This window comes from Streptomyces purpurascens, from assembly GCF_045040895.1.
In the GTDB taxonomy this organism is placed as follows: Bacteria; Actinomycetota; Actinomycetes; order Streptomycetales; family Streptomycetaceae; genus Streptomyces; species Streptomyces purpurascens.
Genome location: NZ_CP108341.1, coordinates 7,024,712 through 7,041,165, shown reverse-complemented (window position 1 = coordinate 7,041,165; position 16,454 = coordinate 7,024,712). Strand labels below are relative to the sequence as shown.

The 16,454-nt window shown below is 72.2% G+C and carries 12 protein-coding genes; 3 read left to right on the top strand and 9 right to left on the bottom strand.

The window, feature by feature from the left end; genetic code table 11:
* Nucleotide 1: 1 nt before the first annotated feature.
* From OHU35_RS32155 to OHU35_RS32140, 4 genes are all read right to left on the bottom strand, one after another.
* Nucleotides 2–1,093: an AAA family ATPase gene (locus OHU35_RS32155; protein ID WP_359888730.1), complete on the bottom strand. Its 1,092-nt coding sequence runs from the start codon at nucleotides 1,091–1,093 to the stop codon at nucleotides 2–4.
* A complete protein-coding gene (locus tag OHU35_RS32150; RefSeq protein ID WP_405507757.1) occupies nucleotides 1,090–2,640 on the bottom strand; it encodes an effector-associated domain 2-containing protein in 1,551 nt (516 codons plus the stop codon). Before OHU35_RS32150 ends, OHU35_RS32155 begins: the two co-directional genes overlap by 4 nt.
* Nucleotides 2,641–2,818: 178 nt before the next feature.
* Nucleotides 2,819–5,359: a polynucleotide kinase-phosphatase gene (locus OHU35_RS32145; RefSeq protein WP_405507756.1), complete on the bottom strand. Its 2,541-nt coding sequence runs from the start codon at nucleotides 5,357–5,359 to the stop codon at nucleotides 2,819–2,821.
* Complete coding sequence (locus OHU35_RS32140; protein WP_359888736.1) at nucleotides 5,356–6,819, bottom strand: 3' terminal RNA ribose 2'-O-methyltransferase Hen1; 1,464 nt, start codon at nucleotides 6,817–6,819, stop codon at nucleotides 5,356–5,358. The genes OHU35_RS32145 and OHU35_RS32140 overlap by 4 nt, the downstream gene beginning before the upstream one ends.
* Before the next feature lie 127 nt (nucleotides 6,820–6,946).
* Between OHU35_RS32140 and OHU35_RS32135 the strand changes: the two genes are divergently transcribed.
* On the top strand, nucleotides 6,947–7,738 hold the full coding sequence (locus OHU35_RS32135; RefSeq protein WP_405507755.1) for an SAM-dependent methyltransferase: 792 nt from the start codon (nucleotides 6,947–6,949) through the stop codon (nucleotides 7,736–7,738).
* Between the two features lie 87 nt (nucleotides 7,739–7,825).
* On the opposite strand, the gene OHU35_RS32130 is transcribed toward OHU35_RS32135, so the two are convergent.
* Nucleotides 7,826–8,749 (bottom strand): LLM class F420-dependent oxidoreductase, encoded by a 924-nt coding sequence (locus OHU35_RS32130; protein WP_405507754.1) that lies wholly within the window; start codon nucleotides 8,747–8,749, stop codon nucleotides 7,826–7,828.
* 239 nt (nucleotides 8,750–8,988) lie between these two features.
* Between OHU35_RS32130 and OHU35_RS32125 the strand changes: the two genes are divergently transcribed.
* Nucleotides 8,989–9,162: a hypothetical protein gene (locus OHU35_RS32125; RefSeq protein ID WP_189721724.1), complete on the top strand. Its 174-nt coding sequence runs from the start codon at nucleotides 8,989–8,991 to the stop codon at nucleotides 9,160–9,162.
* 347 nt (nucleotides 9,163–9,509) lie between these two features.
* On the opposite strand, the gene OHU35_RS32120 is transcribed toward OHU35_RS32125, so the two are convergent.
* The 4 genes from OHU35_RS32120 to OHU35_RS32105 all read right to left on the bottom strand — a co-directional run bounded on the left by OHU35_RS32120 (nucleotide 9,510) and on the right by OHU35_RS32105 (nucleotide 12,125).
* On the bottom strand, nucleotides 9,510–9,974 hold the full coding sequence (locus tag OHU35_RS32120) for a DUF6099 family protein (protein ID WP_189721725.1): 465 nt from the start codon (nucleotides 9,972–9,974) through the stop codon (nucleotides 9,510–9,512).
* A gap of 173 nt (nucleotides 9,975–10,147) precedes the next feature.
* Nucleotides 10,148–10,477, bottom strand: a complete 330-nt coding sequence (locus OHU35_RS32115; RefSeq protein WP_405507753.1) for a nucleotide pyrophosphohydrolase — start codon at nucleotides 10,475–10,477, stop codon at nucleotides 10,148–10,150.
* The gene (locus OHU35_RS32110; RefSeq protein WP_359888741.1) at nucleotides 10,470–11,657 is read right to left on the bottom strand and encodes an ATP-binding protein; all 1,188 of its coding nucleotides are present in this window, start codon (nucleotides 11,655–11,657) and stop codon (nucleotides 10,470–10,472) included. Before OHU35_RS32110 ends, OHU35_RS32115 begins: the two co-directional genes overlap by 8 nt.
* A 72-nt stretch (nucleotides 11,658–11,729) precedes the next feature.
* Entirely contained in the window at nucleotides 11,730–12,125 is a 396-nt protein-coding gene (locus tag OHU35_RS32105) for a cell division protein SepF (RefSeq protein ID WP_031134653.1), read from the bottom strand.
* A 194-nt stretch (nucleotides 12,126–12,319) separates the two neighbouring features.
* On the opposite strand from OHU35_RS32105, the gene OHU35_RS32100 reads away from it, so the two are divergent.
* Nucleotides 12,320–16,372, top strand: a complete 4,053-nt coding sequence (locus OHU35_RS32100) for a molybdopterin-dependent oxidoreductase (RefSeq protein ID WP_405507752.1) — start codon at nucleotides 12,320–12,322, stop codon at nucleotides 16,370–16,372.
* The last annotated feature ends 82 nt before the right edge of the window (nucleotides 16,373–16,454 follow it).

The following is a 16,454-nucleotide window of genomic DNA, read 5'->3' as shown; positions in this document are numbered from 1 at the left end:
TTCAGCGGCCCTTCGCGAGGTCGCGCAGGAGCATTTCCACGAGCTTACGCCCGTCACCATCCGCCTGGAAACCACCCGCGGTCGTCATCTGGACAGCGTTGAGCAACTGGTCCAGGGAGTGGGTACCGCCGGCCTGGACCCGCTGAACGAACAGGTCGACGAGGTCTTCCGTGCCCTGCGGGCGGGTTCCGAGGTGCCCTTCGACCATGGCCAGGAGTTGCTCCCGGGTGGGCGTGCGCATCTCCAGCGGCAGACAGCGCCGGCGGAAGGCCGCGGGGAACTCGCGTTCTCCGTTGCTGGTGATCACCACGACCGGGAACTCCCGGCACTCGACCCGTCCGTCGCGCACCTCGGCGCGGCCCCCGGGGTCGCTGGTGTGGACGAGCGCGCTGTCCGCGGCGTCGCGTACCAGCTCGGGGACGTCATAGCTTCCGTTCTCCAGGACGTGCAACAGGTCGTTCGGCAGGTCGATGTCGCTCTTGTCGAGCTCGTCGACGAGAAGCACACGGGGACGATCGTAGGGCAGCAGCGCGGTCCCCAGGGCGCCGAGAGTGATGAAGTCGCCCAGAACCGGGGGAAGTTGACGAGGTTTTTGAGGAAGCGCGGTGTTGACGTCCGCGGCCGGGTCGGCATCGTCCGGTTCCAGGGACACGGCATGCCGCAGGCCGGCCCGCCAGGCGGCGATGGCCTGGGCGCGGCCCATGGCGTCGTGGGCGTAGAGGCCCTCGCGCAGGGTGGTGCGGCTGACGATGTTCCACTCCAGGACCCGGCCGAGGCCGAGCTCGCGGGAGATGAGGTAGGCGAGGGTGGACTTGCCGACCCCGGGCGGGCCGGTGATCAGCAGGGGCCGGCGCAGCAGCAGCGCGGCGTTGACGACATCGATCTCTTCCTCGCCCAGCTGCGGGGTGACGTCGCCGGGGCCCAGTCGGCGCAGTGCGGCCTGGGGGTCGGCCGCCGGCACGGGCCGGGGCGGATCGCCACGGAAGCGGCGCCAGGGCGGCGGCGCGGGCAAGTCGGGCGGGACGGCGGGGGCACTGCCCGTGCCGTGGAAGATCCGCCAGCCGTTCGGGACCGTCTGCTCCTGCGCGCTCATGCGGATGCCTCCTCGCTGGCGAGATCGCCTGGGTCGGTGGGCTGGAAGTCAACGGGACGTGTCGGATCGTCCCAGAAAAAGCCGATGTGCCGGCCGAGCAGCTCGCCGGGGCCCCGGCCCTCGCTCTCGGCGTTCCTGCGCAGGAGGTGTACGGCCACCGGGATCCTCGCCGGCGTGGGCGCCGCGGCGAACAGGGCGGTCACCACTTCCCGGCGCTCCTCGCGGAAGACGCCTCTGCGGTCCCAGATCGCGAGCCCCACCCCTTCCGCTATGGCGGCCTTGAGGGCCTCCAGTGCCAGGACGTCGGCCGGGGCGTCGAGCACCACCGCCGTATGTCTTGGTTCCCCGGCGAGCCCGGCCTGCCACGCGCCGAGCCGGCCGCCGTCCGGTTCGCGCCAGCCGTGCACCTGGACGCCGTGTTCGCGCAGGGTTCGCCAACGCTCCCGCCACTGGTCCCGGACCAGGGCGTCGTCCGTGCGCATCCGCTCCAGGCTGCGCAGGTGCACCCCGTACTTCAGGCTGAGCGGCAGCGGCTGCCCGTCGCCGATCCGGAAGGTCAGACCGGCCACATCGTGGTTGAGGAGGTCGTACGGAAGGACGAACTCGATGTACGGCGGTGGCTGCCGGCGTCCGCCCGGGTCGGGTTCGTGGGGCGCCGACCAGAGGCGGGCGCCCTGCCGTAACGCGCACTGGACGGCCGTGCCGAGCTCGTCGAGGGTGGTCGTGGCGGGTTCGCCGGGCTGCGGGTCCCAGCGGCCGGGGACGGTGTTGAGCCAGGGGCGGACGACGACCTCGCCGGAGCCGTCCCGTGCCGGTTCGACGGCGACGACGAGGCAGCGCGGGATGTCCGGATCGCTCTCCGTCGTGCCGCGGGCCTTCCGGCGTTCCTCCACCGGTCCGGTCAGGCCGACGCGCCGGGCCCAGTCGTCGGCCCAGCCGGACAGGGCGGTGCGGTGCCCGGGGGTGGCGGCGAGCCGGGCGGCGTGGTCGATCAGCAGGACGGCGGGGGGCAGTCCGTCCGGCTGCACGTTCCAGTCCAGGACGTGTGCGAGGAGTTGTTCCGGGGCGAGTCCGGTGGGCAGGTCGAGGCCGTTTAGTTCCTCGACCAGGGCGTCGCGCAGCCGGGCGGCGGGGAGTTCGCCCTTGGCGAGGACGGCGCGGGCGCTGGTCTCGTCGTCGCGGGAGAGGGGCCCCTGGAGGGCGGGGGGCGGGGCGGGCGCGAGCCACTGGTCGAGCAGCTGGTCGAGTTCGTCGCCCGCCAGGTCTCCTTCGAGGATCCGCACCACCTCGACCAGTACGCGTTCGCCGCCCGGCATGTTCAGCGCGGCGCGCGTCAGCAGCACCACGTCCTCGCGCAACTTGACGCCACGCAGGTCGATCCGACGCCCCAGCAGGTCTCCCAGGACGACACCGAAGTGCAGTCGCCCCTGCGCGTCCTCCATACAGCCCAGGCCGCACAGGGCGTTGGTCAGCCCCAGCAGCAGCCGTAAGCCGTCCGCACGCCCGGACCCGCCCTCGGGTTCGCCGAACCCCGCGTGTGTCTCCACCGACTTTCCCCCTGAGCCGGTATACCTGCCTGATCAACCAGCGAAGTTAGCACGGCAACCAGCGGTTAACCAGGGACGAATGGGACCGGAAGGACGACGTCCGGCCAGGATCGCCCCAGGCGGGACAAGCCTGGCCGGAATCGATCGGACCCGACCTTACGGAGGCCGTCCTTCCGGCTCACAGCCTCGGGTCCACCGGCTCCGATTCCAGGGCCAGCACGCCGAAGACCGCCTCGTGCACCCGCCACAGCGGTTCGCCGTCGGCCAGCCGGTCCAGGGCCTCAAGACCCAGGGCGTACTCGCGGATCGCCAGGGACCGCTTGTGGTTGAGGAACCGCGAGCGCAGACGGGCCAGGTTCTCCGGGCGGGTGTACTCGGGGCCGTAGATGATCCGCAGGTACTCGCGGCCGCGGCACTTGATGCCGGGCTGGACGAGGCGGCCCTGGGGGTCGCGGACGAGTGCGCCGGCCGGCTTGACGACCATGCCCTCGCCGCCGCGGCCGGTCATCTCCAGCCACCAGTCGACACCGGCCTGGACGGACTCCGGGTCGGCGGTGTCGACGTAGAGCCGCCGGGTCGTCCGGAGCAGGCCGCTGCCGTCGTGCTCGACGAGCCGGTCGAGCAGGGCGAGCTGCTCGTCGTGCGGCAGGGCGGCAAGGCTGCGGCCCTGGACGGCGAGGATCTGGAACGGTGCCAGGCGGACACCGTCCAGGCCGTCCGTGGTCCAGCAGTAGCGCCGGTACGCCTCGGTGAACGCGGCGGCGTCGGCGGACCGTTCACGGGTGCGGGCCAGCAGGCCGGTCACGTCCACGCCCCGCGCGGCCGCGCCCTCCAGCGCGGCCCGTGCTCCCGGGAGCACCGCGCCGGACGCGGCACCCACGGCGGCGTACTGCGACCGCAGCAGCCCGGACGCCTTCAGCGACCAGGGCATCAGCTCGGCGTCCAGCAGCAGCCAGTCGGTCGCCAGTTCGTCCCAGAGACCGGCCTCGCCGATCGCCGTGCGCACCCGGTCGAGGATCTCCGCGGTGAGGGAGTCGTCGTCGAGGAACGGGCGGCCGGTGCGGGTGTAGAGGGACCCGGTGGAGCCGTCCACCCCGAAGCGCTTGCGGGCCGTCTCCGCGTCCCGGCACACCAGGGCCACCGCCCGCGAACCCATGTGCTTCTCCTCGCACACGACCCGCTCGACACCGTCCGCCGCGTACTGCGCGAAGGCCTCCACCGGGTGCTCGAGGTAGCCGTCGACCTTGCTGGTCGCCGTCGGTGCCATCGTCGGCGGGAGGTACGGCAGCAGCCGCGGGTCCACCGCGAAGCGGCTCATGACCTCGAGGGCCGCGGCCGCGTTCTCCTCACGGATCGAGATCCGGCCCTGGTGACGGGTCTCCACGACCCGGCGGCCGTGCACGTCCGCCAGGTCCAGCGGGCGGCCGTCGTGCCCGCCGGGGGCCTCGGTGCGCAGCGGCTTCGCCGGCTCGTACCAGACGCGCTCCGCCGCTACGTCGATCAGTTCGCGCTCCGGCCAGCGCAGCGCGGTGAGCTTGCCGCCGAAGACGGCGCCGGTGTCCAGGCAGATGGTGTTGTTGAGCCAGGTGGCCTCCGGGACGGGCGTGTGGCCGTAGACGACCGCCGCCCGGCCTCGGTAGTCCTCCGCCCACGGGTAGCGCACCGGCAGCCCGAACTCGTCGGTCTCGCCGGTCGTGTCGCCGTACAGGGCGTGGCTGCGGACCCGGCCGGAGGTGCGGCCGTGGTACTTCTCGGGCAGCCCGGCGTGGCAGACGACCAGCCGGCCGCCGTCGAGGACGTAGTGGCTGACGAGGCCGTCGAGGAACTCCCGCACCTCGGCGACGAACTCCTCGCTCTCGCCCGCCATCTGCTCGATGGTCTCGGCGAGGCCGTGGGTCTGCTGGACCTTGCGGCCGCGCAGGTAACGGCCGTACTTGTTCTCGTGGTTGCCGGGCACGCACAGGGCGTTGCCGGACTTCACCATCGCCATGACGCGGCGCAGCACGCCCGGGCTGTCGGGGCCGCGGTCGACCAGGTCGCCGACGAAGACGGCGGTCCGGCCCTCGGGGTGGACTCCGTCGGTGTAGCCCAGCTTGCCGAGCAGCGACTCCAGTTCGGCGGCGCAGCCGTGGATGTCGCCGACGATGTCGAAGGGGCCGGTGAGGTGGGTCAGGTCGTTGAAGCGCTTCTCGGTGACGATCGTGGCGTGCTCGACCTCGTCGACGCCCCGCAGGACGTGCACCTTGCGGAAGCCCTCACGCTCCAGGTGCCTGAGGGAGCGGCGCAGTTCCCGGGTGTGGCGCTGGATGACCCGGCGCGGCATGTCCGCGCGGTCGGTGCGGCCCACGTTGCGCTCGGCGCACACCTCCTCGGGCACGTCGAGCACGATGGCTATCGGCAGGACGTCGTACTGCCTGGCCAGGTCGATCAGCTGACGCCGGGCGTCGGGCTGCACGCTGGTCGCGTCCACGACCGTGCGGCGGCCGGCGGCGAGGCGCTTGCCCGCGATGTAGTGCAGGACGTCGAAGGCGTCCTTGGTGGCGCCCTGGTCGTTCTCGTCGTCCGAGACGAGGCCGCGGCAGAAGTCGGACGAGATGATCTCCGTGGGCTTGAAGTGCCTGCGGGCGAACGTGGACTTGCCGGAGCCGGAGGCGCCGACGAGCACCACCAGGGAGAGGTCGGTGACGGGCAGGACGCGCCCCTCGCGTACGTCGGTCATGCCGCCTTCGCCTCCTTCGGGGTGGTCAGGGTGAACACGGCCATCTGGGTGGGCGGCCCCACCTCCGGGTCGTCGGGGCCGACGGGGACGAACTCCACGCCGTACCCGTGCCGTTCGGACACCGCCTCCGCCCACGCCCGGAACTCGGCACGGGTCCATTCGAAGCGGTGGTCGCCGTGCCGGACGTGGCCGGCCGGGAGGCTCTCCCAGCGCACGTTGTACTCGACGTTCGGGGTCGTCACGAGGACCGTGCGCGGGCGGGCCGAGCCGAACACGGCGTACTCCAGGGCCGGCAGCCGGGGCAGGTCGAGGTGCTCGATCACCTCGCTGAGCACGGCGGCGTCGTAACCCTTGATCCGCTGGTCGGTGTAGGCGAGCGAGCCCTGGAAGAGCTTGACGCGCGCGGCCTGCCGCTCCCCCATGCGGTCCAGCTTGAGCCGCCGGGAGGCGATGGTGAGCGCCCGCATCGACACGTCCACGCCCACGATCTCGGTGAACGCCGGGTCCTTGAGCAGGGTCTGCACCAACTGGCCCTGCCCGCAGCCGAGATCCAGGACACGGGCCGCCCCTGACGCCTTGAGCGCGGCGGTGACGGCTTCCCGGCGCTGCACGGCCAGCGGGGTCGGCCGCTCCTCCGTCTCGGTCTCCGCCTCGACCGCGTTGTCGATCTCCTCGACCTCGCTGTCGTCCGTCTCGGCCAGCCGCACCAGCTCCAGCCGCTCCGTCGCGGCACGGGTCAGCGACCAGCGGCGCGCGAGGTAGCGGCTGGTGATCAGCTTCTGCTCCGGGTGGCCGGGCAGCCAGCCCTCACCGGCGCGCAGCAGCTTGTCGACCTCGTCGGGAGCGACCCAGTAGTGCTTGGCGTCGTCCAGGACCGGGAGCAGGACGTAGAGGTGGCGCAGGGCCTCGGCGAGGGTGCGGTCCACGGACTCCAGTTCGAGCCGGACGTAGCGGGAGTCCCCCCACTGCGGGAACTCGGTGTCCAGCGGCACGGGCTCGGCGGTGACCGTCCAGCCCAGCGGCTCGAAGAGCCGCCGTACGAGCCCGGGGCCGCCGCGGGCGGGCAGAGCCGGCACCTCGATACGCAACGGCCGGGGTACGGCAGGCAGTTCGGGCCGGGCGTTGCAGACGCCCTTCATCGCGCTGGAGAAGACGTTGCTCAGTGCCACGGCGAGCAGGGAGGAGGCCGCGTAGGGGCGGTCGTTGACGTACTGCGCGAGTGCCGCGTCCGGGGCGCCGCCCCGGCCCTTGCCCTTGCCCCGCCTGACCAGTGCCACCGCGTCCACCTCCAGCAACAGCGCCGCCGTGCAGCGCCCGGCGTCCGCCTCGGGGTAGAGGACGTGAGCCGTGCCGTAGGAGGTGGAGAACGCCTGGGCCTTCTCGGGGTGCTTGTGCAGCAGGTAGCCGAGATCGGTGGCGGGGCGCTCCGGGGTGCCGGTCGTGGTGATGGTCAGAAACACGGTAGGTCGACCTTTGATCAGTGGTCTGAACTGCGGATACGGCCACCGTACAGAGAGGGCGCCGACGGGACCCCGGAATTTTCGCTAGCCTCCGGTCGACCGGGCGTTCGAGGGAGGATGTGCGACTGTGAGCACCATCGACACCAGCAAGCCCCATGCGGCGCGGATGTACGACTACTTCCTCGGCGGGAAGGACAACTATCCGGTCGACGTGGCGGCGGCCGAGCAGGTGACCTCGCACTTCCCCGCCGTGAGCGCGATGGCGCGGACCAATCGCGCCTTCATGCACCGCGCCTCCCGGTTGCTGGCCGAGCGGGGCATGCGCCAGTTCCTCGACATCGGGACCGGCATCCCGACCGAGCCGAACCTCCACCAGATCGTCCAGGGGATCGCCCCGCAGGCCCGGGTGGTGTACGCGGACAACGATCCGATCGTTCTCCGGCATGCCGAGGCCCTGCTGCACAGCGCGCCGGAGGGGAGGACCGCCTATGTCCAGGCCGATGTGCGGGATCCCGGAAAGATCATCGCAGCGGCCCGGGAGACCCTCGACTTCAGCCGGCCGATCGCCCTCTCCCTGGTGGCACTCCTGCACCTGGTGGGAGACGAGGACGAGCCCCTCCGGCTCGTACGAGAACTCCTCGAACCGCTGGCACCCGGAAGCCACTTGACGCTGTCCCACGCGACCGGCGACTTCGACCCGGAGACCTGGGAGCGGGTCGTCGAGGTGTACCGCAAGGGCGGCACGGCGGCACAGGTGCGCAGCCTCGGAGAGTTCTCGGAGTTCTTCACGGGCCTCGAGCTGGTGGACCCCGGTGTGGTCCTGGCCGCGCGGTGGCATCCCGAAGCCGGCGCACCGCGCGGAGGTGACGGCGGGGGCGAGGAGATCCCCCTCTACGTGGCGGTCGCCCGCAAGCCCTGACGGAGGCCCGGCGGATCGCGCCCCACGGCCCGATCCGCCGGACGGCCTACGTGCCGTGCCGGACCCACGACAGCTGCGACTCCTGCCTTACGACAGCTGCGACTGCACCTGCGAGGAGATCAGCTCCAGGTGGTCGAGGTCGTCCAGGTCGAGGATCTGGAGGTAGATCCGCTGGGCGCCGATCTCGGCGTAGCGGCCGATCTTGTCGACGACCTCGGACGGGGAGCCGGCCAGGCCGTTGAGCTTCAGCTCGTCGGCCTCGCGGCCGATCGCGGCGGCCCGGCGGGCGACCTCCGCCTCGTCCCGGCCGACGCAGACGACGAGGGCGTTGGAGTAGGCCAGATCGTCGCCGTCGCGTCCGGCCTCCTCGGCGGCGGCGCGCACCCGGCCGAACTGGCGCTCGCTGTCCTCGACGGAGGCGAAGGGGATGTTGAACTCGTCGGCGTACCGCGCGGCCAGCCGCGGCGTGCGGGTGGCGCCGTGGCCGCCGACGAGCACGGGGATCTTCTTCTGTACGGGCTTGGGCAGCGCGGGAGAGTCCGTGAGGTCGTAGTGGGTGCCGTGGAAGTCGAAGGTCTTTCCGGGTTCCGTCGCCCAGAGGCCGGTGACGATCTCCAGCTGCTCCTCGAGGCGGGAGAACTTCTCCTTGGGGAACGGGATGCCGTAGGCCTTGTGCTCCTCCTCGAACCAGCCGGTGCCGAGGCCGAGCTCGACGCGGCCGCCGGACATCTGGTCGACCTGCGCGACCTGGATGGCGAGCACGCCGGGCAGCCGGAAGGTGCCGGCGGTCATCAGGGTGCCGAGCCGGATGCGCTTGGTCTCGCGGGCGAGTCCGGCCAGGGTCAGCCAGGCGTCGGTGGGGCCGGGCAGACCGTCCCCGGAGCCCATGCGGAGGTAGTGGTCGGAGCGGAAGAAGGCGTCGAAACCGAGGTCCTCGGTGGCCTTGGCGACGGCGAGCAACGTGTCATAGGTGGCCCCCTGCTGGGGCTCGGTGAAGATGCGGAGATCCATGCTTCCATCCTGCACGCCGGGGGTGCGGTGCGACGCGGTCGGTCCCCCGTCCCGCGCGGTCCCCGGTCGGGTGAAATTACGTGCATACCGCGGGTGCCGCCTGCCCCGGCCAGTGACCGGCCCCGGTGATGATCGTTGGCTCGGGCGGAGCCGGAGCCCCCGGCTTCCGCACCGGCCGGCGACCGCCGGGGCGTCACCCGCGTCGGCCTCCCCGGGGGCCATGGGCCGAGGAGGCCGTCATGTCCGAAGAGACCGTGCCGCAGCAGGGCGGGACCGGGCAGCCGAAAGGGCTGTTGCAGCAGATGGAGGAGCTGATGGCGGCGTTGAACGCGGACCTGTCGGCGTTGGACGCGGATCTTCAGGCAGCGGGGGATACCGGCCGAGGGGTGGTCGAGGAGGGCCCGGTCGGCTGAGGGCCGGGCGGGGGTGTTCGGGCTGGGGGCGGCGTTCGTCGGCGGGGTTTCTGCCGGGGCGTTCGGGCTGAGGGCGGTGTCGTCCGGGATCGACGCCGGGTCGTTGCCGGGCCCCTGCCTTTGCCGCGGCGCCGTTGTGGCCGGGCGCGCCCCGCGGCGGAGCCGCATACAGACACAGCCCCGCGCCCCTTGCGGGCGTTGCCCCAGGGGCGCGGGGAACCGCGCGAACAACCCCCACCGGCCCGCAGAGGACCGAAAGTCGGCATTCCAGCCGGGCGTCACCGCCGTCCCAGCGGACCCTCACCGGGCACTCCCCGCCGGGCGGCACGCCAGGAGCTGCCGCTGCCCTACCCCGCCTCCGGTACCACCTGTTCGCGGTCCGCGAGTCTGCGGAGCATTTCGAGGACGCGGTCGCGGGACTCGTCCGCCGCGTCGATGGCCTCCATGCACTGCCAGTACGTGCCCTCGTCGTCCGCGGCGCAGGCGAGGCCGACCAAGGCTATGCCGACCTCGCCGAGGAGGCCGCCGAGGAACATCAGGGTGTGGCGGGCGTCGCCCAACTCGGTGAGCTGGCCCGCCCGCAGCTCACCCGGGGCCAGTTCGGGCGGGTCGAGGACACCGCAGCCTCGGCCCGCCAGCTCCGTCAATCCCAGTGCCTCGCCGCGTAGTTCGGGCGGTCCGGCGACCGCGAGGCGGCTGCCTATCGCCTGTGCGAGGGCCTGCGCCTGCCACACCTCGGCCAGGATCTCCCGCACGTTGCCACCCGCGGCCAGGGACCGCCTGCTCGTCACGATGAGCCGCACCGCGTCCATGCGCTGCCCCCGTCTGTCCCGACGCGCTCCCGCGCGTACGCCTGCCCGAACTCCCTAGTTCACTACCCAGAGTGAAGGGGCGTGAGACCAAAAGCCAGAGGAAGACGGAAAATTGCGGACAACAATTCGGATTCGAGCTGCATTTTGGTTACGCAGTGTACAAACGGACTTCGCTATTCCTGGACCGGGAACCTCCGCTCGTTCCGGTCGATCTTCGCGTCCAGCGCCGCCAGCGGATCGATGCCGAGTACCTCGCACAACTGGAGCAGATACGCGAGCACGTCGGCGACCTCGTCGGTGACGCGCGGCGCTGCCTCGGGGTCGGCCATGACGCGGGCCGACTCCTCGGGGGTCAACCACTGGAAGATCTCGACCAGTTCGGAGGCCTCCACGCTGAGCGCGGCGACCAGGTTCTTGGGGGTGTGGTACTGCTGCCAGTTCCGCGCGGCCGCGAAATCGGCCAGGCGGCGTTGCAGTTCGGCCACGTCCAGGTGATCAGTCACGGTTCAGGTGTACCACCGTGACACCCTCCGTCCCGGCGGCCCACGAGGCGTCGCTGACTGCGCCGACGAGCCGGATGTGCCCCCGCTCGCACATCCGGGCCGCCAGTCGCAGCAGTTCCAGCCGCTGCCGTCCGTCCAGGCCCCGGTCGAAGCCGTCGGCGAGGACGGTGAGCGTCTGGAGTGCGGCGGGCACCTCGCCGGCCGGGTCGACCTCCAGCACGCCCGGTCCGGTGAGCAGGACCAACGCGAGGGCTACGTAGCGCAGTTCGCCGTCGCCGAGCCGTCGCAGGTCCGTACGGACGCCGTCGCCCCGGTCGAGCGTCGCACGGACCGTCCCCGTTCCCTCCTCCGCCCGGGCGAGGACGTCCGCGACCGGCCCGGCGCAGCCGGCGCGTACCGCCGCCACGAACAGCGCGTGCCGCCGTCCGCACTCGGTGCGGGTGCGCTCCAGCACGTCGGCCAGATTGCCACAGCCCCCGAGCAGCCGGCCGGAGCCGGACGATACGGGGCCCCGCATCCGGGCGGGCTGGGGGTCGCACGCGAAGACGGAGCGCAGGGCGACCACCATCTGCTCGGCCGCGGCCAGCACCCTGCGCTGGCCGGGCGTCTTGCCGGCCACGCGCAGCGGCAGCAGGGCCGTGCCGAGCCGGTCGTCCGGCAGCGGGCCGCGGGTCACCGGCGTGGGCCCGGCCGTGTGCCAGGCGGCCTGCACGGCGCGTTTCCCGGGGTCGCGCAGGGCGGTCTCCAGGAGGATCAGGCCGTCGGCCGTCAACCGCTCGCCCACGACGCGCAGTTCGGGCTCGGCCTGCACGGCCACGTCGAGCCGGACCGGGCCCGCGGGGCCGTCGGCCGTGCAGCCGATGCGGAAGCCCCGGCGGCGCTGCGCGTCGGGCCGGGCCCGCTCCGGCACACAGGCGACGGGGTCCGGGAACGCCTCGCCGAGCCCGGCGCCGCCGCCGAGCCGGGCCAGGGCCTCGTACGCCCGTAGAGCGCTGGTCTTGCCGCAGCCGCTGGGGCCGGCGAGGAGGGTGAGCGGCCCGAGCGGGAACGCGGCGCGGCGGTGGGTGGTGAACGCTGCCAGGCGCAGTTCGGTGAGGCGGGGACGGTCGGGCTGCGTGAGGGGTGCGGAGGGCGTGGAGGTGGGGAGTGCGAGGGATGTGGGTGCGGGGGGCTGGCTCATATCCGGACCGTAGGGCTCCGGCGACAGGACGAACCGTTCCGTCTCCGGGGCGTTCCTACGATCGAGCTACCGTCACACCCCGGGAAGCCCGGCCCCCTCCATCAGCCCCGTCACCTCGGTGCCGGCCGGCGTCAGCAGGAACACGTTGCGGTCCACGCGGTGCATCCCGCTCGCCAGGCCGAAGACGACGCCCGTGCTGAAGTCGAGGACGCGCTTGGCGACCTCCGTCTCCGCGCCGGTCAGGTCGAGCAGCACGGGCACCCCCGCCATCAGCCTCTCGGCGACGTCGCGGGCGTCGGCGAAGACGTTCACCCGCAGGACGACGAAGCGGCGGCGCGTCTCCGTCTCGGCCTCGGGTATGGAACGGTGGCCGACGGAGGACGGCCAGGCGTCCCGGCCCCGCAGCGGCACGACCTGGGCGAGCCCCTCCCACTGTTCGTCGGTGACATCGTGGCTGTTCACCGGCATGCTCCGTCCTGGCTCGCGCTGACTGTCTGCATCGGGCAATTCTTGCGCAGAGTCACCCGTTCGGCCCAACAGCGACACGCTCCGCGACCTCAATGCACCTCACAACGGCCGGAAGGCGGCTGTGTGACGGGCGTAACCCCTGATGATCAAGCGGTGTGACAGCGGCGTAACGGGCGATTCGTACCCTCAAGGGCATGACCACGACCCCCGGGACCCGGCAGAAGACGCGGCAGGTGCGCACCGTCTGCTCGTACTGCGGTGTGGGCTGCGGCCTCGTACTCGATGTCGGGGCGGGACCGGACGGCCGGCGCACGATCTTGAAGGCGTCCGGTGACAAGGCGCATCCGGCGAACGCGGGGCGGCTCTGCACCAAGGGCGCGACGACGGCCGACATGCTCGCCGCGCCCGGGCGGCTGACCAGCGCGCTGGTGCGGGACGACCGGGGCGAGGAGGCGGTCCCGGCCCCTGTGGGCGACGCGATCGCCGAGACCGCGGCGCGGCTGCGGGCGATCGTCGACGAGCACGGGCCGGACGCGGTCGCCCTCTATGTCTCCGGGCAGATGAGCCTCGAGGCGCAGTATCTGGCGAACAAGCTGGCCAAGGGGTTCGTGCGGACGAACCTGATCGAGTCGAACTCGCGGCTGTGCATGGCGAGCGCGGGCACCGGCTACAAGCTGTCGCTGGGTGCGGACGGGCCGCCCGGGTCGTACGAGGACTTCGATCAGGCGGATGCCTTTCTCGTCATCGGGTCGAACATGGCCGACTGCCATCCGATCCTCTTCCTGCGGATGATGGAGCGGGTCAAGGCGGGCGCCAAGCTGATCGTCGTCGATCCGCGGCGGACCGCGACCGCGGCGAAGGCCGATCTGTTTCTGCAGGTCAGGCCGGGAACCGACCTGGCGTTGCTGAACGGTCTGCTGCAGCTGCTGCACGAGGGCGGGCACACCGACGCGGAGTTCATGGCCGCGCACACCGAGGGCTGGGAGGCCCTGCCCGGGTTTCTCGCCGACTACGCCCCGGCCGCGGTCGCGGAGATCACCGGGATCGCGGAGGACGATCTGCGGACGGCCGCCCGGCTGATCGGCGAGGCGGGCCGGCGGTGGATGAGCTGCTGGACCATGGGGCTCAACCAGTCCACGCACGGCACCTGGAACACCAACGCCCTGGTCAATCTGCATCTGGCGACGGGGGCGATCTGCCGTCCCGGCGCCGGGCCGTTCTCCCTCACCGGTCAGCCCAACGCCATGGGCGGCCGCGAGATGGGGTACATGGGCCCGGGGCTGCCGGGGCAGCGGTCGGTGCTCGTGGACGAGGAGCGGGCGTTCGCCGAGGACGTGTGGGAGCTGCCGCCGGGGACACTGCGGAAGGACGGCGTCGGCAAGGGCACCGTCGAGATGTTCCAGAAGATGGCCGACGGGGAGATCAAAGCCTGCTGGATCATCTGCACCAACCCGGTCGCCTCTGTCGCCAACCGCCGTACGGTCATCGAGGGGCTCGAGGCAGCCGAGTTCGTCGTCACGCAGGACGTGTTCACCGACACCGAGACGAACGCGTACGCCGACGTCGTCCTGCCGGGCGCGATGTGGACCGAGGCGGAGGGCGTCTTCGTCAACAGCGAGCGCAACCTCACGCTGACACAGCCGGCCGCGGACCCGCCCGGGGAGGCGATGGCCGACTGGCGGATCATCGCGGAAGTGGCGTGCGCGATGGGGTACGAGAAGGGGTTCTCGTACGACAGCGCCGAGCAGGTCTTCGAGGAGATCCGGCGGTTCCGGAACCCGAAGACCGGGTGGGACCTGCGCGGGGTGTCCTACGAGCGGCTGCGCGAGACGCCCGTGCAGTGGCCGGCCGCGCGGGAGGACGGGCCGGAGCGCAATCCCATCCGGTACGTCGGTGACGACGGGCTCCGTTTTCCGACGGCCTCCGGTCGGGGCGTCTTCTTCGCGCGCCCGCATCTGCCCGCCGCCGAGATGCCGGACGACGACTATCCGTTCGTGCTCAACACCGGGCGAGTGCAGCATCAGTGGCACACGCTCACCAAGACCGGGAAGGTCGCGAAGCTCAACAAGCTGAACTCCGGGCCCTTCGTGGAGCTCCATCCCGAGGACGCGGGCGCGCTGGGCGTCGCGGAGGGCGATCTGGTCGAGGTCGCCTCGCGGCGCGGGCGGGCCGTGCTGCCCGCGGTGGTGACGGACCGGGTGCGGCCGGGGTGCTGCTTCGCGCCGTTCCACTGGAACGACCTGTTCGGCGAGTATCTGAGCATCAACGCGGTGACGAGCGACGCGGTGGATCCGCTGTCGTTCCAGCCGGAGTTCAAGGTGTGCGCGGTTTCGCTCGCGAAGGTGGCCGCACCGGCACCGGCACCGCCCGCCGAGGCGCTCGTACCGACGGAGGTGACCCCGGGCGCCGCCGATCCCTTCGGCCTGGAGCCCTCCCCTCCGCCGGTCCTCTCCGCCCAGGAACGCCGGTACCTCACCGGGTTCCTCGCCGGGCTCGGCTCGGGCACCCTCGGCGGTGTCCCGGTGCTGCCGCCCGACGCGCCCTTCTCTCCCGAGCACGCCGTGTGGGTCAACGGGGTCCTCGCCGGCATGTACTCCCGGACCTCCGGTACCGCGACCGCCGCGCCGCAGGAACCCGCCGGCCGCGAGATCGTCGTGCTGTGGGCCTCGCAGACCGGGAACGCCGAGGAGTTCGCCTCCGCCACCGCCGAGCGGCTGACCGCGACCGGGCATCGCGCGCGCCTCGTCGGCATGGACGAGGCCGATGTCGGGGCGCTCGCCCGCACGGCCGATCTGCTCTTCATCACCAGCACCTTCGGGGACGGCGACGCGCCCGACAACGGCAGCGGCCTCTGGGACACGCTCGCCGACGCCGGGGCCCCGCGCCTGGACGGGGTGCGGTACGCCGTGCTCGCCTTCGGGGACTCCTCGTACGACGACTTCTGCGGGCACGGGCGGCGGCTGGACGCGCGGCTCGACGAGCTGGGCGGGGTGCGGCTGGCCCCGCGTACGGACTGCGAGCCGGACTACGAGCCCTCCGCCGGGGAGTGGCTCGACCAGGTGCTCTCGGCGCTGGGCGGCACGAGCACGGCCCCGGCCGCGGCCCCGGCTGAGCAGCCGAGGGCCAAGTCCAAGCCCGCCGCCACCGCCGCCCGGCTCGTCGGCAACCAGTTGCTCAGCCGGCCCGGCGCGGGCAAGGAGGTCCGCCGGTTCACCTTCGACACGAGCGGGACGGACCTGGCGTACGAGGCCGGGGACGCGCTCGGTGTGCGGCCGGTCAACGCGCCCGCCCTCGTGGACGAGTGGCTGGCGGTGACCGGCCTGGACGGGACAACAGCCGTGCAGGTCAAGGGCGTTGGCGAGGTGCCGTTCGCCGAGGCCCTGCACCGGCACTTCGACATCACGAGGATCACGCCCGACCTGCTGCGCTTCGTCGCCGAACGCGCCCGGGACAAGCACGAGTTGCGCAGGCTGCTGCGGCCCGACAACAAGGACGGGCTGGCGCAGTGGAGCTGGGGCCGACAGGCCGTGGACGTGATCGCCGAGTACGCGGTGCGGGCGAGTGCCGAGGAGTGGGCCGGGGTGCTGCGGGGGCTTCAGCCTCGGCTGTACTCCATATCGTCCAGCCCGCTGGTCGACGCACGGCAGGTGTCGCTGACGGTGTCCGTGGTGCGGTACGAGAACCTGCGCGGCCGGGCGCGCGGCGGGGTCTGTTCGCCGTTCCTCGCGGATGCCGAGGCGGACACGGAGGTACCCGTGTTCGTGCAGCGTTCCCCGCACTTCCGGCCCCCGGGCGACGCCACGACGCCGATGGTCATGGTCGGCCCGGGCACCGGAGTCGCGCCGTTCGTCGGTTTCCTCCAGGAGCGGCGGGCGCTCGGCCACCGGGCTCCCAACTGGCTGTTCTTCGGCGAGCAGCACCGGGCGACGGACTTCTACTACGAGGACGAGCTGACCTCACTGCTCGACGAGGGCACCCTCACGCGCCTGGACACCGCCTTCTCCCGTGACCAGCGCAACAAGGTGTACGTGCAGGACCGGATGCGCGAACACGGGCCCGAGCTGTGGCACTGGCTGTGCGAGGGGGCCCGCTTCTACGTCTGCGGCGACGCCTCGCGCATGGCCAAGGACGTGGACCGGGCGCTCAGGGACATCGCGGTGACGCACGGCGGGCTGAGCGAGGCGGAGGCCGCCGCGTACGTGAAGCAACTCGCGGCGGACAAGCGGTATGTGCGGGACGTGTACTGACCCAGGGGCCCACGGGTCCTGACCACGGGCGGACGGGTCCTGACCCACGGGCCGACGGGTACCGCCCCACGGGCCTTTACCC

Excerpts from the sequence above, each read along its gene's own strand:
- OHU35_RS32155 (WP_359888730.1), bottom strand. The coding sequence starts at position 1,093 with ATGAGCGCGCAGGAGCAGACGGTCCCGAACGGCTGGCGGATCTTCCAC.
- OHU35_RS32145 (WP_405507756.1), bottom strand. The coding sequence starts at position 5,359 with ATGACCGACGTACGCGAGGGGCGCGTCCTGCCCGTCACCGACCTCTCC.
- OHU35_RS32130 (WP_405507754.1), bottom strand. The coding sequence starts at position 8,749 with ATGGATCTCCGCATCTTCACCGAGCCCCAGCAGGGGGCCACCTATGAC.
- OHU35_RS32125 (WP_189721724.1), top strand. The coding sequence starts at position 8,989 with ATGTCCGAAGAGACCGTGCCGCAGCAGGGCGGGACCGGGCAGCCGAAA.
- OHU35_RS32120 (WP_189721725.1), bottom strand. The coding sequence starts at position 9,974 with ATGGACGCGGTGCGGCTCATCGTGACGAGCAGGCGGTCCCTGGCCGCG.
- OHU35_RS32110 (WP_359888741.1), bottom strand. The coding sequence starts at position 11,657 with ATGAGCCAGCCCCCCGCACCCACATCCCTCGCACTCCCCACCTCCACG.
- OHU35_RS32105 (WP_031134653.1), bottom strand. The coding sequence starts at position 12,125 with ATGCCGGTGAACAGCCACGATGTCACCGACGAACAGTGGGAGGGGCTC.
- OHU35_RS32100 (WP_405507752.1), top strand. The coding sequence starts at position 12,320 with ATGACCACGACCCCCGGGACCCGGCAGAAGACGCGGCAGGTGCGCACC.